We start from the raw sequence: 23,228 nt of genomic DNA, 5'->3' as shown, positions 1-23,228 counted from the left end.
CCTGAGCTGCTTATAGCAGTGGCTTGGGCTGCTGTTCACCGCTCGTGCACCAACGCTGAGCGGGAGGAATGCTGCTACGCCTAGCTGACAGCAGTAAACGGCGTGATTAGGTTGCGGACTGAGCACTGTTCACCACTTCGAATCAGCTCAGAGGGTCGGTGACGAGCTGTCAGACAGCGCCGCTGCTGTCCTTCGCACTGCCCAACGCAGTAGACCCGCTCAGTAGAGGAACAGACCGGCATGACCACACTCAGAAGCCAAGCGTCAGCTGAATCCGGGGATGAGCAACGCTTCGGGCAGCGACCAGAGCGCGTCCGGGAAACCGACCACTATCAACAGGAGTACATCGAGCAATTTGCAGACCGATGGGATCGACTCATTGACTGGGATGCCAGAGAAGAAGCCGAGGGGAACTTCTTTGTGCGGTTACTGCATGAGCACGGTGCCCGATCGGTGCTGGATGTGGCCACAGGCACAGGCTTCCATTCGATCCGTCTTCTGCGCGAGGGCTTCGACGTGGTGAGTGTGGATGGCAGCCCCAACATGCTGGCCCGTGCTTTCAAGAACGCGCGGGAACGGGACCTGCTGATGCGCACGGTTCACGCGGACTGGCGTTTCCTGAATCGTGACATCCACGGCGAGTACGACGCTGTGATCTGTCTGGGCAACTCATTCACCCATCTGTTCCGCGAACGCGACCGTCGCAAGGCGCTGGCGGAGTATTACGCCGTGTTGAAGCACAACGGAATCCTGATTCTCGATCACCGCAACTATGACCGTCTGCTGGAGGGGACCTCCACCAGCGGCAAGAGCAATGTCTACTGCGGCAAGGATGTGGAGGTTGGTCCCGAACACGTCGACGACGGTCTGGCCCGTTTCCGCTACGCCTTCAGTGATGGAAGCACGTATCACCTGAACATGTTCCCGCTGCGCCACGGCTACGTGCGGCGTCTGATGCGGGAGGTGGGCTTCCAGAGAATCACCAGCTATGGCGACTATCAACGTGGGCATGATGATCCCGACTTCTACGTTCATGTCGCTGAAAAGGAGTATCTGTTCGACACCGATCTGACGGCGATCTGAGCGATGACAAGCACTTACTCCGACGCTGCCAGCACTGCCGCGAACTACTACGACAGTGATGACGCCGATCGCTTTTACGAAGGCATCTGGGGCGGCGAGGACATTCACATCGGCCTGTACGAGAGCGCCGAGGAGCCGATCGCAATCGCAAGCCGTCGCACTGTCGACGCGCTGATCGCACTGATGGGGGAGCCTCACTCCTCTGATGCATCTGCACCGTTGAGGGTTGTGGACTTCGGATCAGGCTACGGGGGAGCAGCCAGGCGACTCTGCGGAAGAGCTGAGATACGGGTGGATGCCATCAACATCTCAGCAGTTGAGAACAATCGACATCGGGCTCTCAATCAAGAGGCTGGTCTCTCTGAGCGAATCAGGGTTCACGACGCATCCTTCGAGGCGGTGCCGCTGCCCGATGGCTGTGCCGATGTGATCTGGAGTCAGGACGCGATTCTCCACTCCGGTGACCGCCGGACCGTGATGCGGGAAGCAGCACGTTTGCTGAAACCTGGCGGTGTGATGGTGATGACCGACCCCATGGCAGCCGATGGGGTCAATGCTGATTCGCTCACGGCGATTCTCGATCGCATTCACCTGGCGGATCTCGGATCGCCCGAGCGGTATCAGCACTGGGGAAGTGAAGCAGGTCTGACGCGTACGGCATGGCATGACCACACACCGATGCTGATTGAGCACTACAGCAGGGTCCGACTGGAATTGCGGCGGCGGCGCAAGGATCTGGAAAGCAGCATCACACCCGATTATCTGGAGCGGATGGACGCGGGGCTTGGCCATTGGGTTGATGGTGGCAAGGCAGGAAAACTCAGCTGGGGTTTAATGCGCTTCAGCAAACCACTGAAGTGATGGAGTCAATCTCAGAGACGTCCCCATCATCGAGCCACTCCCCGATGGAGGTTGTGGATCAACTGATCCAGGACTGGAACCTCGAGCCGCACCCAGAGGGCGGCTGGTTCCGCGAGCTGTATCGGAGCGGAGCGCTGATCACCCGTGCCGATGGCCAGCATCGGGCAGCCATCACGAGCATCCTCTACCTGCTGGACGCAGGGTCCAGAAGTCGCTGGCATGCGGTTCATCAGGCCGATGAGGTCTGGACCCATCTGCAGGGAACACCACTGAGTCTGTGGACGCTTGAACCGGGGGGAGGTCAGGCCGTTCAGCATGTGCTTTCGATGCATCATCCTGTTCACGTCGTGCCTGCAGGCCACTGGATGGCGGCACGTTCAGAAGGGCAGTACTCGCTGGTGAGCTGCTGTGTGGGGCCAGGCTTCGACTTCGCCGACTTTGAGATGCTGAGAGACAGGCCGACTTCTGAACAACCCTCAGGAGCCCTGAGCGAGCTGATCTGAGCTCTCTTACGCTCGAACGAGACAAGGCATTCCATTGGGCAGCAGTTTCGGCACCCTGTTCCGCATCAGCACCTTCGGAGAGTCCCATGGCGGAGGAGTCGGCGTGGTCCTGGAGGGTTGCCCGCCACGTCTTGAGCTCGACCTGGCTGCGCTCCAGGCCGAGCTGGACCGTCGCAAGCCAGGGCAGAGCAGAATCACCACACCACGCAAAGAAGCCGATCAGGTGGAGATCCTGAGCGGAGTGATGGATGGCCTGACCCTGGGAACACCAATCGCCATGGTGGTTCGCAACAAGGATCAGCGACCCCAGGATTACCAGGAAATGGAGGTTGCTTTTCGCCCCTCCCACGCCGATGCCACCTATCAGGCGAAATACGGGATTCAGGCCCGCAGTGGTGGAGGCAGGGCGTCGGCCCGCGAAACGATCGGCCGTGTGGCGGCTGGTGCCGTTGCCCGCCAGTTGCTGAACAAGACCCACGGCACCGAGGTGGTGGCCTGGGTGCGACGCATCCACGATCTCGAAGCCACGGTGGATCTCAACGCAGTGAACCGAGAAGGGGTGGAAGCCAACATTGTGCGCTGTCCCGATGCTGCGATGGCCGATCGGATGATTAAACGGATTGAGGAAATCGGCCGCGACGGCGACTCCTGTGGAGGTCTGATCGAATGCGTTGTGCGCAAGCCTCCTGTTGGTCTGGGGATGCCCGTTTTCGACAAGCTGGAAGCGGATCTGGCCAAGGCGGTGATGTCGCTTCCCGCCACCAAAGGGTTTGAAATCGGCTCAGGTTTCGCCGGCACACGACTGAAAGGGAGCGAGCACAACGATGCTTTTCTGCCGAGTGACGAGGGGCGCCTGCGCACAGCCACCAACAATTCCGGCGGCATTCAGGGAGGCATCAGCAACGGCGAGCCAATTGTGATCCGGGTGGCATTCAAGCCAACTGCAACGATCCGCAAAGAGCAGCAGACAATCAACGATCGAGGACAGGCCACCACCCTCGCCGCAAAGGGCAGGCATGACCCATGCGTACTGCCCAGGGCCGTGCCGATGGTGGAGGCAATGGTGAATCTGGTACTGGCCGATCACCTGCTCAGGCAGCAGGGTCAGTGCAGCCTCTGGTGAGGCTGCACGTTTTGGTTCAGCTGCGAGACGGAGATGTGATGCCGCTGCCGCCGCCCAGCTGAGCTGCGGCCTTGGCCATACGTCCGGCAACGGACCCAGATGCCGATGACTTGGTGGCTTTGCGGGCACGACGGGCCGCGCGCGGCTTGCTTGCGGTACTCACCGATGCCGATGTTGTCGTTGTCTTTTTGGCAACCCGGGAGGAAGCCGGCTTTCGAGACGCAGTTTTCTTCGCGGAAGCCTTGGCGACCGAAGCTTTTGCTGCAGGAGACTTGGCTGCTGAAGCCTTCACTGCAGCACGCTTTTTCGCTGCAGGCTTTCGGGCCGCGGACTGGTGAACAGGCTTGCCTGTGGACTGACGGTTGCGATGGCTCAACACCATCACCCATTCTTCATCGCTGAGCGAAGACGGTTTGCTGCCATGGGCATTGGCCAACTTGGCGGCCTTTTCGATGTCCTGAATCAGATTGACCCAGGATGTTGAGAAACGCTTGTCGGACTGCGAGCGAGCACCGCTCTCAACGAGGGTCTCAACAACGCCCGCTGCTGTCACCTTCTTGCGACGTCTATTGAAAATTTCTTTCTGCAACTGAGCGATCAAAGCATCAGCTTTGTCGCTCAACTTGATGGATAGCTGAGACATCGTGCCCATAACATCTCTCTTATCTGTAGCAGATGGGTCTCATCACTACCACTCATGCGTCGATCCAGGCGGCAAGGGAGGGATCAAAACCATCCTTTTCGAACACAGTGCGACCGAGAGCAATGGCGTCATATCCCGCTGCCAGCCAGTGGCAGAGGTCACAGGCGCGTAAACCTCCAGCTGCAATCATGAAGGGGAGATTGCCCATCGGCGCAGCGATCTGGCGATAAAACTGCCGACCCAGCACGCTTGCTGGAAACAACTTCACCAAACGGCAACCCAGATCGCAGGCCTGTCGAATTTCAGAGGGCGTCATCACACCCGGCACCAGCAAAAAGCCGAGCTGATCGGCTCTCTGCTGTAACTCCGCATGCAACAGCGGCGACATGGCATAGCTGAAACCAAGCTCCGCCACCTGCTGGAGAGCCGACTGCTGCGTGATCGATGCAGCTCCTAAAGACAGACGTGGGTGGCGTGACCTCGCTGCCATCACAAGATCGCACCAGCGAGGATGTTCAATCCAGGCGATTTCTACATGCTGAACACCCGCCTCGACAAGCTGATCCAGCTGACAAAAGAGACGGGTGGTCGCAAAGTCTGAATCCAGATCATCGAGGTCTGGGCGCAGAACAACAAGCAAGGGCTGGATCCGCAATGAGCGGATCAAGCCCTCCTCACAATCAGACGTATTCGGCAATACGGACATCGCTGCGGATCAGCAGCTCCTGGAATTCTTCAGCATCCACTGTTTCCTGATCCACAAGCATTTCGGCGAGTTCGTCGAGCACAGGACGGTTATCGACAAGAACCTTCGTGGCACGTCTGTAAGCCAGAGCCACAAGATCGGAGACTTCCTCGTCGATGGTGGCAGCGGTGTCTTCCGAGAAATCACGTTCAGCAGCGATGTCACGCCCAAGGAACATGCCCCCCTGGGATCGGCCAAGAGCAACTGGCCCAAGCTTGTCACTCATACCGAACCGGGTGATCATCTGTCTCGCAGTTGAAGCGACCTGCTGAAGGTCGTTGGAAGCACCGGTGGTGACTTCATCTTCTCCGTAGACGATCTCTTCGGCGACACGCCCCCCTAGCGCAACGGCCATCTGATTCTGGAGGTAAGTGCGGGAATAGAGGCCTGACTCCATACGCTCTTCACTGGGTGTGAAGAAGGTCAGTCCTCCGGCGTTTCCACGCGGAATGATTGAAATCTTCTGAACAGGGTCGTAATCGGGCATCAGTGCACCGACAAGCGCATGTCCGGCTTCGTGATAGGCAACAAGACGCTTGCGTCGATCACTCATCACGCTGTCCTTCTTCTCAGGACCGGCCATGACACGCTCAATGGCATCGCTGATTTCATCGTTGCTGACTTCACTCAGATCACGACGGGCCGCGAGAATGGCCGCCTCGTTCAACAGGTTGGAGAGGTCTGCACCCGTGTAACCGGGGGTACGTCGCGCGACCTTGTCGAGATCGACGTCTTTGGACAATGTCTTTCCACGGGCATGCACCCCGAGAATCTGCAGTCGACCTGCATAGTCGGGACGGTCCACCGTGACCTGGCGATCAAAACGACCAGGACGCATCAGCGCTGAATCGAGGACATCCGGACGGTTGGTGGCAGCAACAATGATGATGCCGGTGTTTCCCTCAAAACCATCCATCTCAGTGAGCAGCTGATTGAGTGTCTGCTCGCGCTCATCATTTCCACCGCCCATGCCGGCTCCGCGCTGACGACCGACCGCATCAATCTCGTCGATGAAAACGATGCAGGGCGCGTTTTTCTTGGCCTGCTCGAACAGATCACGGACCCTGCTTGCGCCGACTCCGACAAACATCTCGACGAACTCCGAGCCGGAGATCGAAAAGAAAGGGACGTTAGCTTCTCCAGCCACAGCCTTTGCCAGCAGAGTTTTGCCGGTACCGGGAGGCCCAACTAACAGCACACCCTTCGGAATCTTCGCCCCAACAGCGGTGAATCGGTCAGGGTTTTTGAGGAAGTCGACCACCTCGGTGAGTTCGAGCTTGGCGCCTTCAATCCCTGCAACATCGCCGAAGGTGATTTGCGTGGAAGGCTCCATTTGCACACGGGCCTTGCTCTTCCCGAAATTCATGGCGGGATTGCCGCCACCACCACCGGACTGAGCACGTCGGAAGAGGAAGAACAACCCTCCCAGCAGCAACAAGGGGAAGATCAGACTCGACGCAGCCTGCTGCCAGGCACCTGGCTGACGCGAAGGCTGGACAGCGATATCAACGTTGTGATCAGTCAGCAGCTTCAGAAGATCCTTGTCGGGAGCAAGGTTCACTTCGGCGCGTCTTCCATCGGTCTCGACGACCTGGGCGGTGCCTCGATCGGGGGAAAGAAGCACTCTGCTGACCTGGTCTTCCTGAACCCGTTCAACAAAATCGCTGTAGCGGAGGGAGCGTGCCTCCGGCTGAGGACCGCCGGCACCACCGAAGAAAGCTGGTGCAATCACGACGATTGCTAGCACTAGGAGGGCGCCAAGGCCGATGTTCCGCCAACGTTTGTTCAAGGGTCTTTCGCCTCTGATGAAGGAATGTTAATAGGAAGCTGAGAGCTCAGGCGGACCGGAGCACATCAACAACGCTCTTGAAGGCGAACCACTCAGGGATCTCTTCACCGCTGCGCAGCATCTTGCGGAACTGAGTCCCGCTGAGTTTCTTCACGTGCAGCCCTCTGGCCTCGGCATGTTCCGCTGTGACGTAACCCTCCTCTTCGGTGAAAACGAGGTTGAGAGACGGCACCGTCTCCATTGTGAGCTCGGGCGCGCACTCCTTGGCAAAGTTCTGAGCGTCATAGGGGCCATAGAAGTCATCACCGCTCAGGGATGACTTACAGCCGGCCATATCGCGACCGATGATGAAGTGGGTGCATCCGTAGTTACGGCGAATGATCATGTGCTGCAACGCCTCCCGCGGACCAGCCATGTGCATGGCATAGGGGAGGTAGGCCCAGCGGATCCTGGAGTTATCGACTTCGGCGGCCAGTCGCTCGTAGGTCTGGAATCGCACTGCGCCGGGAATGTCATCCTGCTGCGTTGGACCACAGGTGGGGTGGACCAGCACCACAGCGTTTTCACTGACATTGCTGGCATGCAGTGCTCTTGTGAACAGCTCGTAGTGGGCTCTGTGAATGGGATTGCGGCACTGGAAGGCCACGACGTCTTCGCCTTCGGGCAGGCCAGCCCGGACCTCAGCTGGAGTCTTGCAGGGGAACACGCGGGAGGGCAGTTCCAGGCCCTGAATCAAGCCCCCCAGATAGAAGCGACGGCGCTCAGTGGCGATCATGCGCACCGCCGGATGTTCCAGCGACGTGGTGCCGTAGCACCCCTTGGCTTCGGTGACCTTGTCAGGTTCCCATTTGTCCTCCACGGTGAGCACCGCAAGCTCCTGGCCCTTGTAGGTGAGAAGAACCTTTTCTCCGACAGTGATGTCCTCACGATCGGTGTCCATCACAATCGGCAGGCCGAACAGATATCCAGAGGTGGTTCGGTGCCCTGCCACCACCGCGTCGTAATCGGCCTGGTGCATGAAGCCCCTCTCCGGGGAAAAGCCTCCCACCACAAGCAGCTCCACGTCACAGGCATTGCGATCGGAGCATTCGATACGGGTGGTGGCAGAGGCCTTCAGGGCAGCCTTCTCAGCTTCAGGAGCCATCAGGTCCACGAGAGTGCCGCCGTAGGGGGCGATGACGCCGGCCTGAGATGACGAAGTGCTGGCAGACATGAAAAGCCGGGGAGCGTTGGGGAACGCGATTATCCCAGACAGCAGGCCGTGGATTCAGCCACGATCACGCACAAAAAAAGGGGCCTCAGCCCCTTTCAATCAATGAATCGTTCGAGTGAATCAGGATTCCTCGAGCTGCCCGTAAAGCTCCCCGGTGATCTTGACGTCGACAACTTCTCGGCCTCCCATATCAGAGTCGGAAGGCTGGATTGCAGAGAACACTCCCGCAAATTCACCGGTCTCGGGGTCGACACGTGTAATTGAAAGACTCATCACACCCTGACCGTCGATGTAGCGCTTTTTGTTTTCCTTATCGAGCTTCTGATAGTCACCGCCGAGACCGATCAGACCCTGTGGGTAGTCCACACCGGTGGTCAGAGCACGACCTTTGGGGTCAATGAAATTGCTTGTGCGGTAGCTGGGAGTCCGGTATTCACCCTCGAAATCAGTGCTGGTGGTGATGGCGGCACCTTCAGCTTCGGCCTGGAGGTTTTTGCTGGAGAACGTGAATGGGAATTCCTCTCCACCTGGAACCAGAACGGTGATGGGCTGGAAGTCGATGCCGCCCTCCTCTTTGAACGTGAGACCGTTTTCATCAACAGCGAGATCTCCATACACCTGATCAAGGCTTGAGGTGTAGCGGGTGAGGATCTTGCCCTCAACAAACTGAGCTTCCTGACGCTTGTTGGCAGGCTCACCTTTGATGAAGACCTGACTGGGATGCATGCAGATAGCTCTCAGCTGGTAATCATTGCCAGGAGTGAGCGGGATGGAACCACGGGCGGATTCGGGAAGCGTTGGGCAATCGTTCGCCTTGCCGGTGTTACGGATGTCGTCGTACGTGATGTTGGAACGGTCAACAGCCTCAGCACCCCCGCTGCAGGCAGTGACGAAGGTCAGACAGAAAGCCAGCACAAGGGCCAGCAGAGGACGGATGCGCATGGAGGAAAAGCCGAAACGCCGGCTGTTGACGATGTCCACCGGACAGGCGGATCCTACAGGTGTCAAACGACCGTTCCGGGCAGCGTTTCGCACGTCTCAACAACGTGAAGCGTTCTCCAGGCATCGAGACGGCATCGAAACCACTCCGAGCAAGCTGTCACCGCTGCTGCAGAGGCTGTTGTGCGACCTGACAGCCAGCCACCAAGACATTCACAGGACGTTGATGTCCAGGAGCGAGCCCGGACAACATCTACGGCTGTTCGCACACCTGGAAGCAACGAAACAAAGGCCAACTGGCCAGCATCCCTGGGCCTGTAACCGAGCACGTTGATCGATCGGCCGGAACTGGATCCGGCCGATATGGCTGCTTGATCGCCGTGATGGCTGCCCTGTTTTGAATCCAGAATCAAGCGTCTTTCTGACCGGAGGCGTGTTCAGAAGACTGTTGGAGCTCAAGCAATCGATCGAGCAACCGGTGAGACAACACGAGCTTGCTTTCGAGTGGACAGATTTGATGGCGATGCCCGGGACCCAGCAGCCAGCCTGAGTTCTGATCGCTGTCGAGACCCTGTCCTGGACGGTCGACAGGATTGACCATCAACAGATCGCATCCCTTGCTCTGAAGCTTGCGGCGACCATGTTCAAGCAGTTGCTCATCGGTTCCTGTCAGGGCAGCGAAACCCAGCACCGTCTGCCCCGCAGGCCGCCTCCTGACAAGGCCCTGGAGCAGGTCCGGCACGAGTTCCCAGCCACCCTCAATCGACTCAACCAGCTTGTCTTTCGGCAACTTCTCAACATCAGCAGCACTTGTCCGACGCAAATCAGCAACAGCAGCGCACATCAGCACTGCATCCGCTTTCGGCTGCAGTTGTCGAAGCAGATCGTCCATGGCGGCACTCCCAACCACTGCATGGCAATCCAGGCCTTCCAACCAGGACGGAGAAACCTGCAGCGGGCCATGCACCAGGTCAACGGTGGCACCTCTCAGATGAGCGGCCTGAGCAAGCAATACACCCATGCGGCCGCTGCTGCGATTGGAAAAGACCCTGACGCTGTCCAAAGATTCCAAGGTCGGTCCAGCACTGACCAGCACATGTCTTCCACGCCAGTCGGACTTGAGCAGGCCCTCGGCATCGGCTTGCAAGAGGGCACTTGCCGCAGCCAGCTCAATCCTCACGGGATCTGCCATGCGTCCGGTGCCGAGACGATCACAGGCGAGCAGACCGCCCTCAGGAGCAAGAGGTAGCACGCGGGGATCGTCCAACAGACGCCGCCAGTTGCGCTGCACCGCTGAATGTCTCCACATTGCTGTGTTCATGGCTGGAGCCGCCACAACCGGGCACTCACAAGCCAGCAGCAGACTGGCCAGCAGTCCGTCGCCATCACCCTGAACCCACCGGGAGAGTGATGTTGCACTCAGAGGAGCCACAACAAGGAGATCCGCCCATTCAGCAAGCTCGATATGCAGCGGTCGCGGTCGCCCGGGGTCCCACTGGTCCTTGTCCTGGAAGCAGGGGTGACGACTGAGCGTCGCCAGCGCGACCGGACTCACCAAACGGGCAGCACTTGCGGTGATGACACAGCGAACCTGAGCTCCAGCCTGAACGAGAGCACTGACCAGCAGCGGAGTCTTGACAGCCGCGATGCTTCCCGAAGCAGCCACAAGCACACGTTGTCCCTTCAGCAGCCCCTGCATCGGCTCAGTCCTCGTCGAAGGGTTCCTGATCGATCAGATGAGCGTATGGAGCAGTGAGTTCGGGTCGATGAATGGCGAGAGCTCGTAACAAGTGCCAGTCACTGAGGCCTTCAAACGGGGTTGGGTAGTCGTCGTACTCCAGACGGCGCGCCAGCATTGCCACCGATGCCTCATCAAAAGAAGCCAGTCGCTCCGGAGTAATCAGCATGCAGGCACGAAGCGCTGATGTTTATTTTGCCTTCGAATGCTTTGGAAAACAGGAGCTAAGTTGCCCAGTCCGGGGGATTAGCTCAGCTGGTAGAGCGCTGCGATCGCACCGCAGAGGTCAGGGGTTCGAATCCCCTATTCTCCATCAGGATTGACAAGAACAAGGTTGAACTGGAGTGCTGAAGCTGAGAAGTCGCTCAAGGAAGTTCCCTTTTTTGTGCGACCGGCAGTTCGCCGCAGAATCGAATCAATGGCTGAGGAGTGCCAGCTTGACTGCATCGATTCAACGTTTTACGCCGAGGCCAGGGCGAAGTTTGCAAAACGCTGAACCATGACGAGGTCCACCCTTGGCTATCGGCGCGCAATCAGGCTTTCGCTGCTCATCGCGCTCAGCATCACGACCTGCCTGTCAGTGCTCGTGAGACCTTCAGCTCTTTTGACCTACGGCCTGATTCTTCTGGCCGGTGGCCTTTCCCGCCGCTGATTAACGCAGTTCGAAGCGTTTCATTCAGGCCATGAGGTAAAAGAGAGGCTGAGAAAGCCATGGTTGATGTCTCAGTCGAAACGGGAACAGGTGGTGAGCCATCTGCGCTACATCCGCCAGGAACTGCGGGAAATGCATCAAGGCGTCATGGAAGACGGTCTGCTTCCGGAAGCCGGTGAAGTGCGCGGCGTGATGGCACAAATGGAAGCTCTACTTGAACTTCTCGAAGGCAAAAGCTCTCGCAAAGCGAAGGCAGAATCAGACTGATTCTGAAACCTTGGACTTGCCAAGCGGCGCTGTTCAGGCTTTCTTACGGATGTAAGCAATCCTGAATCGAACACTTTCAGGCTTTTTGCATCAAAAGCCTCAACATGTAGCGGTTAATAGAGGCAATCACCCCACAAATGGTGTATACATTGTCTGGCAGGGTTTGGGCCGGGTGATGGGGATCATCGGTTGGTTTCCCTGCCTCTCTTTGGAGAGTTTGTAACGGTGACAGCGCGTCTACAAACAACTCGTCTGCAGAGAACGATCGGTGAAGCCGCAAACAGGCTGGACCTGTGGGCAACCAATCCATGGAGACGTGCATCACTTCTGCTGATCGCCCTTACAGGGAGTTTCATGATCGGAAACGGCGTTGCGGCTGTTTCCGGTGCTCTCAACCTGATGGATCCCGTGGCTGCGATGCTCAGCGTGGGGCTGATCGAAGTGATGGTTCGGATGAGAAGGCACTGGGCCAATGATCAAGGACGTCACCTGGGCCGACAGTTGCTCGACATGGCTCGGATTGGGCTGCTTTATGGGTTGTTGCTCGAGGGATTCAAATTGCTCTGACCAGCATCGCGTTGTTCAAACCGCGGACAAAACCTTTCAGCATTCATACGCTGATTCCAGAGCGTCAACCTTGTATCCATGGCTGGAGAGCATTACTTCCTCGAGCTGGATCCACCCGAAGAGCGGCTGCGTGACGCTCCCCATGTCGTGATTGTGGGAGGCGGATTCGCGGGTGTTCGTGCCTGCAAGGCGCTGGCCAGGGCGGATGTGCGCATCACCTTGATCGACAAGCGCAACTTCAATCTGTTCCAGCCACTGCTCTATCAGGTTGCAACAGGTCTTGTTTCCAGTGGTGATGTGGCGACTCCACTGAGACAGCTGGTTGGACGCCAGAGCAATGTGCAGGTGCTGCTTGGGGAAGTGACGGAGATCAAGCCGGCAGACAAGCAGATCATTTTCAGCGGCAAGGCTTACGGCTATGACCATCTTGTGCTGGCCACAGGATCCGGCAGCACCTTCTTCGGCCATGAAGAGTGGCGGACCTTTGCGCCACCGATGAAAATCCTGGAGCACGCCGAGGAGATTCGGCGACGTCTACTGATGGCCATGGAGCAGGCTGAGCAGACCCCTGACCCTGAGGCACGTCGCTTCCTGCAGACCGTGGTGATTGTGGGAGGCGGTCCCTCAGGCTGCGAAATGGCCGGAGCCGCCTCAGAACTGATGCGCAATGCCATGCGCAAGGAATTCCGCCAGCTGAATCTGGAAGACACGAAGATCATTCTGGTCGACCCCGGCGACCGCGTGCTCAGAGCGATGCCTGAAGAACTGTCGGAGGCAGCTCAGAAATCCCTGTCGGCTCTTGGAGTGGAGTTCCTGTTCAAGGGGCGTGTGCAGAGCATGCAACCTGGCGAAGTAATTGTTGGCACCCCAGATGGTGAAAGCTTACTGCAAGCGGCGACTGTGATCTGGACTGCAGGGGTGCGGCCCTCTCATCTGGGGCGCAAACTCGCCGATGCCGTCGGCTGCGAAACGGACCGAGCCGGTCGGGTTGTTGTGGAGCCTGACTTCTCGATGAAGGGGCACCCCGAGATCCGGGTGGTTGGTGACCTCTGCTGCTACAAGCACACCCGCGATGGCAACCAGCTGCCTGGCATGGCGGGACCTGCCACTCAGGCCGGGGGGTTCGTGGGCAAGGACATCGCCGCAATCGTCTCAGGCGGGTCGCGTCCGAATTTCAGCTGGTTCGATTTCGGCAGCATGGCGGTGCTGGATCGCGTCGACGCCGTCGCGGACCTGCGTGGATTCAAGTTCAAGGGGGGCCCTGGCTGGCTGCTGTGGGCTGCTGCCCACCTCGCCTTCATGCCCAATGAGGAGAACCGCTTCTCGCTGCTGCTGAAGTGGATCTTTGCGGTGGTGTCACAGGCCAGAGCCTCGATGTTGCTGACGGGCATGCCAAGTCAGCACATGGGCCTGGATTCACCAGATGCAGCATTTCCGATGGCTCCCGGATTGGGCCCATCCATTTCAGCGCCTGGGGCCGCTCTGCGGGCAGCGATGGACTACTACTCCAACCAGGTTTCCGGTCTGGCACCTCAACCCAGGGCAGGTGAGTCCACAGAGGATTCAGCCGCTGCCATCAAATAAAGCAGGGCCATCCTGATCGGAATGCCATTGCTCACCTGACTCTCCACCAGGTTGGCACTCAGGTCGTCGAGCAGTTCTCCACTCATTTCAATCCCCCGGTTCACCGGACCGGGGTGCAGCACGGGAATCGAGGCTCCACACCGAGCCAGACGCTCATGGCTGAGACCGTAATCACGGTGGTAGCGGTCCAGGGCGCTGAGCAGGTGCTGACGCATGCGTTCCTTCTGCAGGCGAAGGGTCATGACAGCATCAGCTCCCTTGAGCGCAGCATCAAGATCACGGCAGATGGTCAGAGAGCCGCGCTGAGCCACAGGATCCACGCTCTGGCCCGGAGGGGGCTCCGCCAGAAAGTCGGCGAAAGCATCCGGAACCAGCGTGGGCGGACCACACAGCACAACATCTGCGCCGCAGGCCGTCAGGGCCCAGAGATTGGAGCGGGCCACACGTGAGTGCAGGATGTCACCCACGATCACGACACGCCGGCCCTGCAAAGCCTCCGGCACAGGATGAGCGGAATCGAAGTGATGGGCCAGGGTGTAGAGATCGAGCAGTCCCTGGCTGGGATGGCTGTGCAGGCCATCACCGGCGTTGAGGATCACCGTGCGATCACCGGTGTGCTCCAGTGCTTCCGCCAGCTGCCTCGGCACACCGGTACAGCGGTGACGCACCACCAGCATGTCGGCTCCCATGGCCACGTAAGTGCGGGCTGTATCCAACAGCGACTCCCCCTTGCTGAGCGAACTGCTGGAGGGCGAAAAACTGGAGACGTCTGCCGAGAGACGCTTGGCAGCCAGCTCAAAACTGCTGCGCGTACGTGTGCTGGGCTCGAAAAACAGGGTGGCCACCAAGCGGCCCTGCAATGCCGGCAGACGACGGGCTCCGGTGGCCGGCATCGACCGGAACCGATGGGCCAACTCGAGAACAGTCGCGAAGTCTTCCCTGGAAAAGGCCGCGAGATCAAGGATGTGTCGGTGTGTCCAGGTGCTCAACTGAACGTCAGCTCACCTGGCTGGATCGTAGATCCGCAGTGTTCAGCTGCACAGCGAACCGACGCAGAAAGCTTCTGCGAGCTTCGGGGAACGATCACCTCGGGCCCGCTTACTCACGCCGCGACTGTTCTGTAGGTACCAGCGCAGGGGAAGCTCCTGGCCCTGATTGATCCCGATCCGGGTGGTGGTGACCAGGACAGGATGGCTCAGCTCGACCGGACGTGAGGCCAGCCAGAGGTCACCATCACCGCAGACCGAGAGACCATCACAACGGCGATCGATCCCAAACCGGCGGGCCAGCAGACCTGGCCCTGCCGCGATCCGTTCAGGCTCATCAGGCAATGCCACAGCACGCAACAACACGCCGTTCGCCCAGTCAGCACGGTCGGTCACCACATTGACGCAGTGGTGGATGCCATAGCTCACATACACATAAAACCGAGCAGGTTCTCCAAACAGGGTTTCGTTTTGAGGTGAGCGGCGCCGGTAGCCGTGGCAGGCAGGTTCATCCTGCGAATACGCCTCGGTTTCCACAATCACGCCCCAGAGCAGACGTCCATCGCCCTCTCGTTTCACCAGGCGGCAGCCAACCAACTCAGGTCCCACCGCCTCCGCAGGACGGCAGAAAAAGGGTTCAGTAAGAGCGGGGAAATCTGAAGTGACGGGTTGAGTGAGGATGAGTGTTGCTTGTGCGAGAGCGTCAGAGCCCTAGCTGCAGCGTCGTGATGGAAACTCAGGGGCCATGCAGGTCTCTTTAACTCAGAATCTCGCAGCGACAGGCAACTTGTCGGCTCCGTTCCGAAGCGTCCGGGCAACAACAAGCGTGCACGGAACCTGGCAGCCTGAAAGCACTGGTCACTGTCAGGGATGAATCCAGCGCTTCAGCAACGGCGAGAGTTCTGCTTTCTGGTGCTCGCCGGGCTGTTTCTGGGGACGCTGGGCATGCTGAACATTCTTGGCCTGACCCGTTTCCTCGAACTGGGGCACATCGGCTCCTGGCCAGTGGTGGTGGCTGTAGGTGCCCTGCCTTACCCGATCACCTTTCTCTGCACGGATCTGATCAGTGAGCTCTGGGGAGAGAAGCGTGCCGCGCAGGTGGTTTGGGTTGGCCTGCTGCTGAACGGCTGGGTCGTGCTGATCCTCTGGCTTGGAGGAGTACTGCCCGGAGTGGAGGGAGCGCCTGATGCCACCTTTTTCGAAATCCAACGACTGGCCTTCGGATCAGTGATCGCCTCCATGGCGGCCTATCTGACGGCTCAGTTCGTGGATGTGCGCATGTTCCATTTCTGGAAAAAAGTGAGCAACGGCAAGGCCCTTTGGCTGCGCAACAACGGCTCCACGCTGGTGAGCCAGCTGGTGGACACGAGCGCTGTTGTACTGATCAGCCATTTCGCCTCAGGCGTTCTACCCATGCGGCCCGGTGAGCCGGTGGCGCCGCAACTGATCTCCTTCATCGCCAGCGGTTATCTGTTCAAGTCAGCCGCTGCACTGGCGGACACCCTGCCGTTCATCTGGATCACAGGTCGACTGAGGCAGTGGCTTGAGATTCCCTGCAGCGGCAGTGAGATCGGAGGCGATGACGATCCCTGCATGCAAGTGATGACAAGCACCAATCCGCTGCCAGGCTTGGAGAAACTGATCTGACGCGATGGATGCTGCACTTTCCGGCTTCAACCTGGGCACCGTCCTTTTGTTCAGCAGCGGTTTGTTTGTGACAGCCACCCTGTTCTTCGGAACGCAGGGCGGTTACTACAACACCGATCAATACGACGGCAACGGCACAGCTCACTGAAGCCAGCTCTCACGATCGCTCATCACGCCAACGCCACGCTCGGCATGCCTTCCATCCTCCCCGGCCCTGCCGCCAGCAAAGATGCCATTCGCCTCGCTCTGCAGAGCTGGCCTGATGTTGATCAGTATCTGCAGAACTGCAAGGGAATCATTGTTCCCCTGGGGTCCACTGAGCAACATGGCCCCACAGGAGCCATCGGCACCGATGCACTCACCGCCGAAGCAGTCGCGCTCGAGCTGGGCCGCCTAAGCGGGGTTCTCGTCGCGCCCGTGCAGGCCTTCGGCATGGCCGAACATCATCTGGGGTTTGCCGGCACCATCAGCCTGCAGCCCGCAACATTGCTGGCGGTGATGCATGACCTTGTGATCTCACTCGCCACCCATGGCTTCGAACGAATCCTTGTGGTCAACGGGCACGGCGGTAATATCGCCACAACCAAGGCCGCCTTCGCCCAGGCCTACGGCAGCGCCGCAAGCCGCGGCCTGGAGGTGGCTCCGCGTTTGCGCTGCAGGCTGGCGAACTGGTTCATGGCCGGTCCGGTGATGCGGCGTGCCCGAGAGCTTTATGGCAACCGCGAAGGACAACACGCCACTCCCAGTGAGATTGCCGTCACCCTTCACCTCCATGACAGCCTGATCAGCAAGCAGAGATCGCTCCCGGAGGCAGCCCCCTGCGGTTCGATTCATGGGCCAGCGGACTTTCGCCGCCGTTACCCGGACGGACGCATGGGATCAGACCCCTTTCTGGCCAGACCCGAACATGGCCAGGAGCTGTTGAACACAGCAGCGATGGCGTTGCGCGAGGATCTTGAACAGTTTCTCGCTGCTGCATGAGCAAGATCACAGCCGACGACGTACGCAAGGTGGCCCATCTGGCCCGCCTCGATCTAGCCGAAGAGAAAATCGCGACCTACACAGGTCAGCTTGAGCGAATTCTTGATTATGTGGATCAGCTCCAGGGTGTGAACACCGAAGGCATCCCTCCAACAACCCGAGCCGTGGAAGTGGTCAACGCCACCAGAGAAGACAAGGTGGAACCAACTCAGGTGCGTGAGGAACTTCTTGAGCAAGCACCCCTAAGAGAAGGAGATTTTTTCCGCGTTCCAAAAATTCTGGCGGAGTGATCAGCGAGAAGAACGTCTCTGCTCGGTTTTAATTGCAATCTGGTTCACAAATCCAAGCCAGGGACGCTGTAAACGTCTCAAAGGCATGAATCTGGCCACACGACGCATCTTGCCCCTGCGCCGTTTGTGGCTGCGCACTCCAACCAGAATGTCGTAGAGAAAGTTATATCCGTCGCGCCGTGTTTCAAAGATTCCCAGGCGCTGAGGTGAACCCTTTGAGTCGAGCAAAGTCTTTGTTGCCTCGTAAGCGGGTTTGTAATCAAACCAGGGAATTGATGGCCAGAGATGATGAATCAGATGGTAGTTCTGACCCATGATCAACCAATTCATCAGCCGGCCTGGATAGATCCTGGAATTCTTCCAGCGATTGCGCGAGGTGAAAGGTCGGTGAGGGAGGTAATCAAAAAAGAGTCCCAAGGTCACACCCACCATCAGGGCTGGAGCGAACCAACAGTTGAAGATGAAAGGGAGAAATTGAAACTTGGCCGCAGCAAGCACAATCACCAGAAACACACTGCGTTCAAGACCCCACTGCACCAATTCCCAGCGTTTCCACAACCGGCGCTGAAAGAAAAACCACTCGTGATAAAAAAATCTGGGAGCGATCAACCAAAGCGGCCCGAAGGTGCTCACGATGTGATCAGGATCGTTGTGGGGATCATTCACATGGGCGTGATGCTCAAGATGAACCCTTGTGAAAACAGGAAAGCTGAACCCGAGCAACAGAGCTGAACCATGCCCCATGGCCTGATTGATCCAGGGAACGGGATGCGCCGATTTGTGACAGGCGTCATGAATGACCGTGCCTTCCAGATGCAGAGCCAGAAAACCTGTGGTCAACAGGACAGGCAAGGGCCAACCCGCTGCAAACCAGCCCCAGACGGTCAGTGCAGCCAGCACGTAACCACCAATAAACAACACCACTGTGAGGTTCAACGCTGCCGGTGGTGCCAGGAATTCCCTCGGCACAGAGCGCAAGCGAGTCTCAGAGCCTTGCGTTGCAGGTTGTACGAGGGCCTGGGTCATCAGCGAGGGGTGATTGGCTGATTGCAGTAAGTGAAACCAAATTAGGAAAACGGATGCCCACCGGGGGACTTGAACCCCCACGACCGAAGCCACTGGTACCTAAAACCAGCGCGTCTACCAATTCCGCCAGATGGGCAGGTTGCAACTTTAGGCAGAGAACCAGAATGCACTCAGACATGCGGGCACCTTGATGCTGGCCACAATCGCTGGAGACCTTTGTCTGCTGTTGGGCCTGGCAGTGGTGCTTCTGCCATTGGTCGCCACTGAACTGAGCAGGCCCAGAGATGGGATCTGGGGAGGCATCGTGCTTCTGCTTGGCCTGGTTCTGGTGACCAGCAGTGACCGTCTGCGCGGTGCACCGATGCTCGCCGTCATCTGCAGCGCTTTGCTGATCAGCCGACTCGGCACGGAAGTGGCCCAAGCACGCTGGCAGCGTCTCAGCCAGGAGGAGCAACAGCGCCTGCGCTCAAAGGAACGTTGGGCGACAAGCGTGCAACAACTCGGGACGTCTGTCACCGCCCTGCTGGGCAATCTCCAAGCTGCTTTTGGCAGCCTGAAACCGCTCGCTCCGGCTGCCAACCGTGAAGAGGGCAGCAGCCGCAGTGGCAAACGCTGGGTTCGCCCAGAGGACTCCGATCAGCAAGGGGTGCCGGAGAACACTGTTTCAAACGCCCTGGAACAGCCGAAAGAGTCAAACCCACCCAAGTCGGCCAGCGAGGACGGATAATTCCGTCTGCAGCTGCCCAACCGTGAGCAAGGAGACGCGCGACGCTAACGCCGAAGGACGTCCCTCCTACAAGGACACGCTCAACCTGCTGCAGACCAGCTTCGGCATGCGCGCCAATGCGGTGAAGCGGGAACCGGAGCTGCAGTCCTTCTGGGCCGAGCAGGGCATCGACCTGAAGCTCGGCCTCAACAACCCAGGGCCGGTCTTCACGCTGCACGACGGGCCTCCCTACGCCAATGGCCCCCTGCACATGGGCCACGCCTTGAACAAGGTTCTCAAGGATGTGATCAACAAATATCAGATTCTTCGAGGGCGCAAGGTTCGCTACATCCCAGGCTGGGACTGCCATGGCCTGCCGATCGAACTGAAGGTGCTGCAGTCGATGGATCAGGAGCAGCGCCAGAGCCTCACTCCGATCAAACTGCGCAAGAAGGCTGCCGCCTACGCCCGCAAGCAGGTGGACAGCCAGATGAAAGGATTTCAACGCTGGGGGATCTGGGCCGACTGGCAAGAGCCCTACCTCACCCTTCAGAAGGACTATGAAGCCGCCCAGATCAGGGTCTTCGGCGACATGGTTCTGAAAGGCCACATCTACAGGGGCCTGAAACCGGTGCACTGGAGTCCCAGCTCACGCACAGCACTGGCGGAGGCTGAACTCGAATACCCCGACGGGCATACCAGCCCCAGCGTTTACGTCGCCTTTCCGGCAGTTGAACTGCCGGAGCCGCTGCGCGACACCCTGACAACGGCGGGCATCACCTTGCCCAGTGAGGCCGATGCGCTCGGGCAGGCACTTCAGGTGGCGATCTGGACCACAACCCCATGGACGCTCCCGGCCAACCTGGCGGTTTCGGTCAACGAGCGGCTGGACTATGCCCTGGCAGACGATGGCCAGGGGCGACTGCTAGTTGTTGCCGCAGACCTGATCGACTCCCTTGCTGCAACCCTCGAGTTGCCACTCGCGCGCAAGGCAACGATCAAAGGGGCACTGCTCGCTGGCCTGACGTATCGCCATCCTCTGCTGGACCGCACGAGTCCCTTGGTGATAGGCGGCGACTACATCACCACGGAATCAGGCACTGGTCTGGTGCATACCGCTCCTGGCCATGGTGTCGATGACTTCCACACCGGCCAGAAAAACGGGCTGCCTGTTCTCTGTCCTGTCGACGAAGCAGGCACCCTCACCGAAGAAGCGGGAGCCTTCGCCGGCCTCAACGTGCTGAAGGATGCCAACCCCGCAATCATCGACGCGCTTGAGACGGCGGGAGCACTGCTCAAGCAGGAGGACTATGGACACCGCTACCCCTACGACTGGCGCACGAAAAAGCCCACGATCTTCCGTGCCACTGAACAATGGTTCGCCTCCGTCGACGGCTTCCGGCAGCAGGCCCTCGATGCCATTGATCAGGTCGAGTGGACACCCGCTTCAGGGCGGAATCGCATCGAAGCGATGGTCAAGGAACGTGGCGACTGGTGTATCTCACGTCAGCGCACCTGGGGTGTGCCGATCCCCGTTTTCTACAACCGCAGTGGAGGCGAAGTGCTGCTCAACGCCGACACAGTGGCTCACATCGAAGCGCTCATCGGCGAACACGGTGCCGATGTGTGGTGGGAAAAAGACGAAGCTGATCTGCTGCCACCCAGCTATGCCGGTCAGGCTGAGCAATGGCGCAAGGGCACCGACACCATGGACGTGTGGTTCGACTCCGGCTCCAGCTGGGCAGCGGTGTCCAACCAGAAAGAAACCCTTCACTACCCGGCGGATCTGTACCTGGAGGGCTCCGATCAACATCGCGGCTGGTTCCAGAGCTCACTGCTCACCTCGGTGGCGGTCAATGGTCATGCGCCCTACCAGCGAGTGCTCACCCACGGTTTCGCCCTGGATGAGAGGGGCCGCAAAATGAGTAAATCGCTCGGCAACGTTGTCGACCCGATGGTGATTATCGAAGGCGGCAAGAATCAGAAACAGGAACCTGCCTACGGCGCTGATGTGCTGCGTCTGTGGGTGAGCTCTGTTGACTACTCCGCTGATGTGCCGATCGGTGCAGGGATCCTGCGACAGCTGGCCGATGTTTACCGCAAGGTGCGCAACACCAGCCGCTACCTGCTGGGCAACCTCCACGACTTCAACCCGGCCGCCGACACCGTTCCCGTGGCGGAACTGCCGTTGCTGGATCGCTGGATGCTGCAGCGCACCGCTGAAGTGATGGATGAGATCTCGGAGGCCTTCGAAAACTATGAATTCTTCCGCTTCTTTCAGTTGCTGCAGAACTTCTGCGTGACCGACCTGTCGAACTTCTATCTCGACATCGCCAAGGACAGGCTTTACGTGAGCGCACCCTCTGACCAACGGCGACGTAGCTGCCAGACCGTGATGTCTCTGATCATCGAACGGCTGGCCGGGCTGATCGCTCCTGTGCTGTGCCATATGGCCGAGGACATCTGGCAGAACCTGCCCTACAAGGTGGAAGAGATCTCGATTTTCCATCGTGGCTGGCCAACAGTTCCACCCGACTGGCGCGATCCCAGCCTCAGTGAACCGATTCAGCGGTTGCGCGAACTTCGTGCCGCGGTGAACAGAGTCCTGGAGGACTGCCGCAGCCGGCAGGAACTCGGGGCATCGCTGGAGGCAGCAGTCAGAATCGAAACTCGCAACCAGGAGCTTGAGTCAGCACTGAACTGGCTGAATGAGAGCGGCGACGCTGAAACGGATGGTCTGCGCGACTGGCTCCTGGTGTCACAACTGCAATTAGGAGGCGAGCCCTGGGCTGAACTTCTGGCGAACCAGACGAACGACTCAGCGATCATCGAGGTGAGCAGAGCACGTGGGATCAAATGTGAACGCTGCTGGCATTACGAGGGCGATGTCGGTCAGCACAGCCAGCATCCGACATTGTGCGGGCGCTGCTGCGGTGTTCTGAATCGTCGGGATCATCAGCTGATCTGAGCCAGCAAATCTTGCGGATTCAGGGGGCCGGCAAGACGTGTTTCACCTGCGGGGTTGAGGGGTCCCTGAAGCAGTTCCCCCCATTCCAGACAGGTGCCCTCTGGAAGCACAGAGGCATCTGGATCAAAGGCTGTTGGGTGAGTCGTGCTGCTGCTGAAGCCGCGAAAGATCAAAAGTTCAAACGGCTCATCCCCCACGGATCCATGCAGCCTGACCACCCGATCAGGCCTCAAGCGCGTGCGCTCCTCCAGCTCCTGAACCAGGGCAATGGTCTCCATGCTCAGAAGTCCCCAGCGACTCTTCCCTGCTTGGGAAGACGCACCAGAGCCCACTGCAGCAGACCAACGCCGTAGGCCACGAGCGCCACATAGCCGATGAAGGCAGCCACGGCCATCGTCCACTCACCACCGAACACAAAATCAAAAACGCGCTCGGCGACGCGATGCAGTCCCTGGGGCGCCTCCAGCCAAACCCGACAGGCGTCTGTGTCGAGCTGACGGGTGCAGCCCAGTGCCGAACCTGACATCACGGCGGCGAACAGGGCGAACAATGTGAGAGCCCATCGCCACACCCGCACCGTGAACGGCAGCGCACGGCCAGGAGGGCTGTCGGCCAGCTCCTCATTGAGATCAACCCAGAACCAGAGAGACGCAGCCATCAGAAGTGGCGCGAGAAATGCCGTCAGATAGCCGATCGGCCTTTGATCGGTCAGCAACAGCACGCTGATGGCCAGCAGGCTTGCCACTTTCCAGTAGATCCCCAGCAATCTCACCAGGGCGGGATCGCGTCGAAACCCCGACCAGATCAGAAGCACAAGAGGAATACCGAGAGCAATCGTCGCCCCCAGGCGATAGGTCAGCCACACCAGGGTGCGTGTTGTGAAATCGGACACCGGCCAGGGACATCAGAGGGCCATT

At 59.0% G+C, this 23,228-nt stretch carries 28 protein-coding genes and 2 tRNA genes; 16 read left to right on the top strand and 14 right to left on the bottom strand.

Annotated elements, in window-relative coordinates; all coding sequences use genetic code 11:
• Positions 1-240: 240 nt before the first annotated feature.
• From SIB73_RS14620 to aroC, 4 genes are read left to right on the top strand one after another with little or no spacing between them, the layout of a single operon-like run.
• Positions 241-1,083 (top strand): class I SAM-dependent methyltransferase, encoded by an 843-nt coding sequence (locus tag SIB73_RS14620; protein ID WP_413403994.1) that lies wholly within the window; start codon positions 241-243, stop codon positions 1,081-1,083.
• A 3-nt stretch (positions 1,084-1,086) separates the two neighbouring features.
• A complete protein-coding gene (locus SIB73_RS14615) occupies positions 1,087-1,944 on the top strand; it encodes an SAM-dependent methyltransferase (protein ID WP_413403996.1) in 858 nt (285 codons plus the stop codon).
• On the top strand, positions 1,944-2,447 hold the full coding sequence (locus tag SIB73_RS14610) for a cupin domain-containing protein (RefSeq protein ID WP_413403998.1): 504 nt from the start codon (positions 1,944-1,946) through the stop codon (positions 2,445-2,447). The genes SIB73_RS14615 and SIB73_RS14610 overlap by 1 nt, the downstream gene beginning before the upstream one ends.
• A gap of 34 nt (positions 2,448-2,481) precedes the next feature.
• A complete protein-coding gene (aroC, locus tag SIB73_RS14605; protein WP_413404000.1) occupies positions 2,482-3,570 on the top strand; it encodes a chorismate synthase in 1,089 nt (362 codons plus the stop codon).
• Positions 3,571-3,586: 16 nt separating this feature from the next.
• Here the strand turns inward: aroC and SIB73_RS14600 are convergent, their stop codons facing one another.
• The 8 genes from SIB73_RS14600 to SIB73_RS14565 form a co-directional block, all read right to left on the bottom strand.
• Positions 3,587-4,213 (bottom strand): hypothetical protein, encoded by a 627-nt coding sequence (locus tag SIB73_RS14600; protein WP_413404002.1) that lies wholly within the window; start codon positions 4,211-4,213, stop codon positions 3,587-3,589.
• 52 nt (positions 4,214-4,265) lie between these two features.
• The gene (locus SIB73_RS14595; protein WP_413404004.1) at positions 4,266-4,880 is read right to left on the bottom strand and encodes a bifunctional 4-hydroxy-2-oxoglutarate aldolase/2-dehydro-3-deoxy-phosphogluconate aldolase; all 615 of its coding nucleotides are present in this window, start codon (positions 4,878-4,880) and stop codon (positions 4,266-4,268) included.
• Positions 4,881-4,893: 13 nt separating this feature from the next.
• Positions 4,894-6,747 carry an ATP-dependent zinc metalloprotease FtsH3 gene (gene ftsH3 / locus SIB73_RS14590; RefSeq protein WP_413404006.1) on the bottom strand — a complete coding sequence of 618 codons (1,854 nt, stop codon included), beginning with the start codon at positions 6,745-6,747 and terminating at the stop codon, positions 4,894-4,896.
• A gap of 46 nt (positions 6,748-6,793) precedes the next feature.
• Entirely contained in the window at positions 6,794-7,960 is a 1,167-nt protein-coding gene (gene sat, locus SIB73_RS14585) for a sulfate adenylyltransferase (protein ID WP_413404008.1), read from the bottom strand.
• A gap of 120 nt (positions 7,961-8,080) precedes the next feature.
• Entirely contained in the window at positions 8,081-8,902 is an 822-nt protein-coding gene (gene psbO, locus SIB73_RS14580; RefSeq protein WP_413406110.1) for a photosystem II manganese-stabilizing polypeptide, read from the bottom strand.
• A gap of 62 nt (positions 8,903-8,964) precedes the next feature.
• A complete protein-coding gene (locus SIB73_RS14575; protein ID WP_413439648.1) occupies positions 8,965-9,312 on the bottom strand; it encodes a hypothetical protein in 348 nt (115 codons plus the stop codon).
• Complete coding sequence (gene coaBC, locus SIB73_RS14570) at positions 9,309-10,598, bottom strand: bifunctional phosphopantothenoylcysteine decarboxylase/phosphopantothenate--cysteine ligase CoaBC (protein ID WP_413404012.1); 1,290 nt, start codon at positions 10,596-10,598, stop codon at positions 9,309-9,311. The genes SIB73_RS14575 and coaBC overlap by 4 nt, the downstream gene beginning before the upstream one ends.
• Before the next feature lie 4 nt (positions 10,599-10,602).
• Positions 10,603-10,806 (bottom strand): DUF2555 domain-containing protein, encoded by a 204-nt coding sequence (locus SIB73_RS14565; protein WP_186492778.1) that lies wholly within the window; start codon positions 10,804-10,806, stop codon positions 10,603-10,605.
• A gap of 71 nt (positions 10,807-10,877) precedes the next feature.
• Here SIB73_RS14565 and SIB73_RS14560 point away from each other — a divergent pair.
• The 6 genes from SIB73_RS14560 (at position 10,878) to SIB73_RS14535 (ending at position 13,707) form a co-directional block, all read left to right on the top strand.
• Positions 10,878-10,950: transfer RNA gene (locus tag SIB73_RS14560), tRNA-Ala, on the top strand.
• Between the two features lie 6 nt (positions 10,951-10,956).
• Positions 10,957-11,133 (top strand): PCP reductase family protein, encoded by a 177-nt coding sequence (locus SIB73_RS14555; RefSeq protein WP_413439647.1) that lies wholly within the window; start codon positions 10,957-10,959, stop codon positions 11,131-11,133.
• 3 nt (positions 11,134-11,136) lie between these two features.
• Entirely contained in the window at positions 11,137-11,289 is a 153-nt protein-coding gene (locus SIB73_RS14550) for a hypothetical protein (protein WP_413404014.1), read from the top strand.
• A 66-nt stretch (positions 11,290-11,355) separates the two neighbouring features.
• Positions 11,356-11,556: a hypothetical protein gene (locus tag SIB73_RS14545; RefSeq protein WP_006042295.1), complete on the top strand. Its 201-nt coding sequence runs from the start codon at positions 11,356-11,358 to the stop codon at positions 11,554-11,556.
• A 225-nt stretch (positions 11,557-11,781) separates the two neighbouring features.
• Positions 11,782-12,123, top strand: a complete 342-nt coding sequence (locus tag SIB73_RS14540) for a DUF565 domain-containing protein (RefSeq protein WP_413406114.1) — start codon at positions 11,782-11,784, stop codon at positions 12,121-12,123.
• Between the two features lie 78 nt (positions 12,124-12,201).
• Entirely contained in the window at positions 12,202-13,707 is a 1,506-nt protein-coding gene (locus SIB73_RS14535) for an NAD(P)/FAD-dependent oxidoreductase (protein ID WP_413404016.1), read from the top strand.
• Here the strand turns inward: SIB73_RS14535 and SIB73_RS14530 are convergent.
• Positions 13,656-14,696: an aspartate carbamoyltransferase catalytic subunit gene (locus SIB73_RS14530; RefSeq protein WP_413404018.1), complete on the bottom strand. Its 1,041-nt coding sequence runs from the start codon at positions 14,694-14,696 to the stop codon at positions 13,656-13,658. The two genes, SIB73_RS14535 and SIB73_RS14530, sit on opposite strands and share 52 nt — an antisense overlap.
• 42 nt (positions 14,697-14,738) lie before the next feature.
• Positions 14,739-15,374 carry a DNA-3-methyladenine glycosylase gene (locus tag SIB73_RS14525; protein ID WP_413406116.1) on the bottom strand — a complete coding sequence of 212 codons (636 nt, stop codon included), beginning with the start codon at positions 15,372-15,374 and terminating at the stop codon, positions 14,739-14,741.
• A gap of 189 nt (positions 15,375-15,563) precedes the next feature.
• Between SIB73_RS14525 and SIB73_RS14520 the strand changes: the two genes are divergently transcribed.
• The 4 genes from SIB73_RS14520 to gatC are packed head-to-tail and all read left to right on the top strand — an operon-like array spanning position 15,564 to position 17,611.
• Positions 15,564-16,340, top strand: a complete 777-nt coding sequence (locus SIB73_RS14520) for a queuosine precursor transporter (RefSeq protein WP_413404020.1) — start codon at positions 15,564-15,566, stop codon at positions 16,338-16,340.
• A gap of 4 nt (positions 16,341-16,344) precedes the next feature.
• Positions 16,345-16,488 (top strand): hypothetical protein, encoded by a 144-nt coding sequence (locus SIB73_RS14515; RefSeq protein WP_186539427.1) that lies wholly within the window; start codon positions 16,345-16,347, stop codon positions 16,486-16,488.
• A 44-nt stretch (positions 16,489-16,532) separates the two neighbouring features.
• Positions 16,533-17,321 carry a creatininase family protein gene (locus tag SIB73_RS14510; RefSeq protein WP_413404022.1) on the top strand — a complete coding sequence of 263 codons (789 nt, stop codon included), beginning with the start codon at positions 16,533-16,535 and terminating at the stop codon, positions 17,319-17,321.
• Positions 17,318-17,611 carry an Asp-tRNA(Asn)/Glu-tRNA(Gln) amidotransferase subunit GatC gene (gene gatC / locus SIB73_RS14505; RefSeq protein ID WP_413404024.1) on the top strand — a complete coding sequence of 98 codons (294 nt, stop codon included), beginning with the start codon at positions 17,318-17,320 and terminating at the stop codon, positions 17,609-17,611. Before SIB73_RS14510 ends, gatC begins: the two co-directional genes overlap by 4 nt.
• Here gatC and crtR read toward each other — a convergent pair whose 3' ends face one another.
• On the bottom strand, positions 17,612-18,637 hold the full coding sequence (gene crtR, locus SIB73_RS14500; RefSeq protein WP_413404026.1) for a beta-carotene hydroxylase: 1,026 nt from the start codon (positions 18,635-18,637) through the stop codon (positions 17,612-17,614).
• Positions 18,638-18,691: 54 nt separating this feature from the next.
• Positions 18,692-18,773 (bottom strand) — tRNA-Leu (locus SIB73_RS14495).
• A gap of 54 nt (positions 18,774-18,827) precedes the next feature.
• On the opposite strand from SIB73_RS14495, the gene SIB73_RS14490 reads away from it, so the two are divergent.
• Together SIB73_RS14490 and ileS are read left to right on the top strand one after the other, a co-directional pair.
• The gene (locus SIB73_RS14490; protein WP_413404028.1) at positions 18,828-19,364 is read left to right on the top strand and encodes a Ycf66 family protein; all 537 of its coding nucleotides are present in this window, start codon (positions 18,828-18,830) and stop codon (positions 19,362-19,364) included.
• Between the two features lie 22 nt (positions 19,365-19,386).
• On the top strand, positions 19,387-22,311 hold the full coding sequence (gene ileS / locus SIB73_RS14485) for an isoleucine--tRNA ligase (protein WP_413404030.1): 2,925 nt from the start codon (positions 19,387-19,389) through the stop codon (positions 22,309-22,311).
• On the opposite strand, the gene SIB73_RS14480 is transcribed toward ileS, so the two are convergent.
• Positions 22,299-22,589 carry a hypothetical protein gene (locus SIB73_RS14480; RefSeq protein WP_413404032.1) on the bottom strand — a complete coding sequence of 97 codons (291 nt, stop codon included), beginning with the start codon at positions 22,587-22,589 and terminating at the stop codon, positions 22,299-22,301. The two genes, ileS and SIB73_RS14480, sit on opposite strands and share 13 nt — an antisense overlap.
• 2 nt (positions 22,590-22,591) lie before the next feature.
• Positions 22,592-23,203: a DUF3177 family protein gene (locus SIB73_RS14475; RefSeq protein WP_413404034.1), complete on the bottom strand. Its 612-nt coding sequence runs from the start codon at positions 23,201-23,203 to the stop codon at positions 22,592-22,594.
• Positions 23,204-23,228 lie beyond the last annotated feature (25 nt).

Source organism: Synechococcus sp. MIT S9509, from assembly GCF_047303035.1.
GTDB lineage: Bacteria > Cyanobacteriota > Cyanobacteriia > PCC-6307 > Cyanobiaceae > Synechococcus_C.
The sequence above is the reverse complement of the archived record's forward strand: the minus strand, read 5'-3'. Positions and strand labels throughout refer to the sequence as shown.

Coding starts and splice junctions, on each gene's coding strand:
- SIB73_RS14610 (WP_413403998.1), top strand. CDS start 1,944: ATGGAGTCAATCTCAGAGACGTCCCCATCATCGAGCCACTCCCCGATG.
- sat (WP_413404008.1), bottom strand. CDS start 7,960: ATGTCTGCCAGCACTTCGTCATCTCAGGCCGGCGTCATCGCCCCCTAC.
- SIB73_RS14520 (WP_413404020.1), top strand. CDS start 15,564: ATGAATCCAGCGCTTCAGCAACGGCGAGAGTTCTGCTTTCTGGTGCTC.
- psbO (WP_413406110.1), bottom strand. CDS start 8,902: ATGCGCATCCGTCCTCTGCTGGCCCTTGTGCTGGCTTTCTGTCTGACC.
- SIB73_RS14565 (WP_186492778.1), bottom strand. CDS start 10,806: ATGCTGATTACTCCGGAGCGACTGGCTTCTTTTGATGAGGCATCGGTG.
- SIB73_RS14535 (WP_413404016.1), top strand. CDS start 12,202: ATGGCTGGAGAGCATTACTTCCTCGAGCTGGATCCACCCGAAGAGCGG.
- SIB73_RS14550 (WP_413404014.1), top strand. CDS start 11,137: ATGACGAGGTCCACCCTTGGCTATCGGCGCGCAATCAGGCTTTCGCTG.
- SIB73_RS14615 (WP_413403996.1), top strand. CDS start 1,087: ATGACAAGCACTTACTCCGACGCTGCCAGCACTGCCGCGAACTACTAC.
- SIB73_RS14510 (WP_413404022.1), top strand. CDS start 16,533: ATGCCTTCCATCCTCCCCGGCCCTGCCGCCAGCAAAGATGCCATTCGC.
- crtR (WP_413404026.1), bottom strand. CDS start 18,637: ATGACCCAGGCCCTCGTACAACCTGCAACGCAAGGCTCTGAGACTCGC.
- SIB73_RS14515 (WP_186539427.1), top strand. CDS start 16,345: ATGGATGCTGCACTTTCCGGCTTCAACCTGGGCACCGTCCTTTTGTTC.
- SIB73_RS14620 (WP_413403994.1), top strand. CDS start 241: ATGACCACACTCAGAAGCCAAGCGTCAGCTGAATCCGGGGATGAGCAA.
- gatC (WP_413404024.1), top strand. CDS start 17,318: ATGAGCAAGATCACAGCCGACGACGTACGCAAGGTGGCCCATCTGGCC.
- coaBC (WP_413404012.1), bottom strand. CDS start 10,598: ATGCAGGGGCTGCTGAAGGGACAACGTGTGCTTGTGGCTGCTTCGGGA.
- SIB73_RS14480 (WP_413404032.1), bottom strand. CDS start 22,589: ATGGAGACCATTGCCCTGGTTCAGGAGCTGGAGGAGCGCACGCGCTTG.
- SIB73_RS14600 (WP_413404002.1), bottom strand. CDS start 4,213: ATGTCTCAGCTATCCATCAAGTTGAGCGACAAAGCTGATGCTTTGATC.
- SIB73_RS14490 (WP_413404028.1), top strand. CDS start 18,828: ATGCTGGCCACAATCGCTGGAGACCTTTGTCTGCTGTTGGGCCTGGCA.
- SIB73_RS14545 (WP_006042295.1), top strand. CDS start 11,356: ATGTCTCAGTCGAAACGGGAACAGGTGGTGAGCCATCTGCGCTACATC.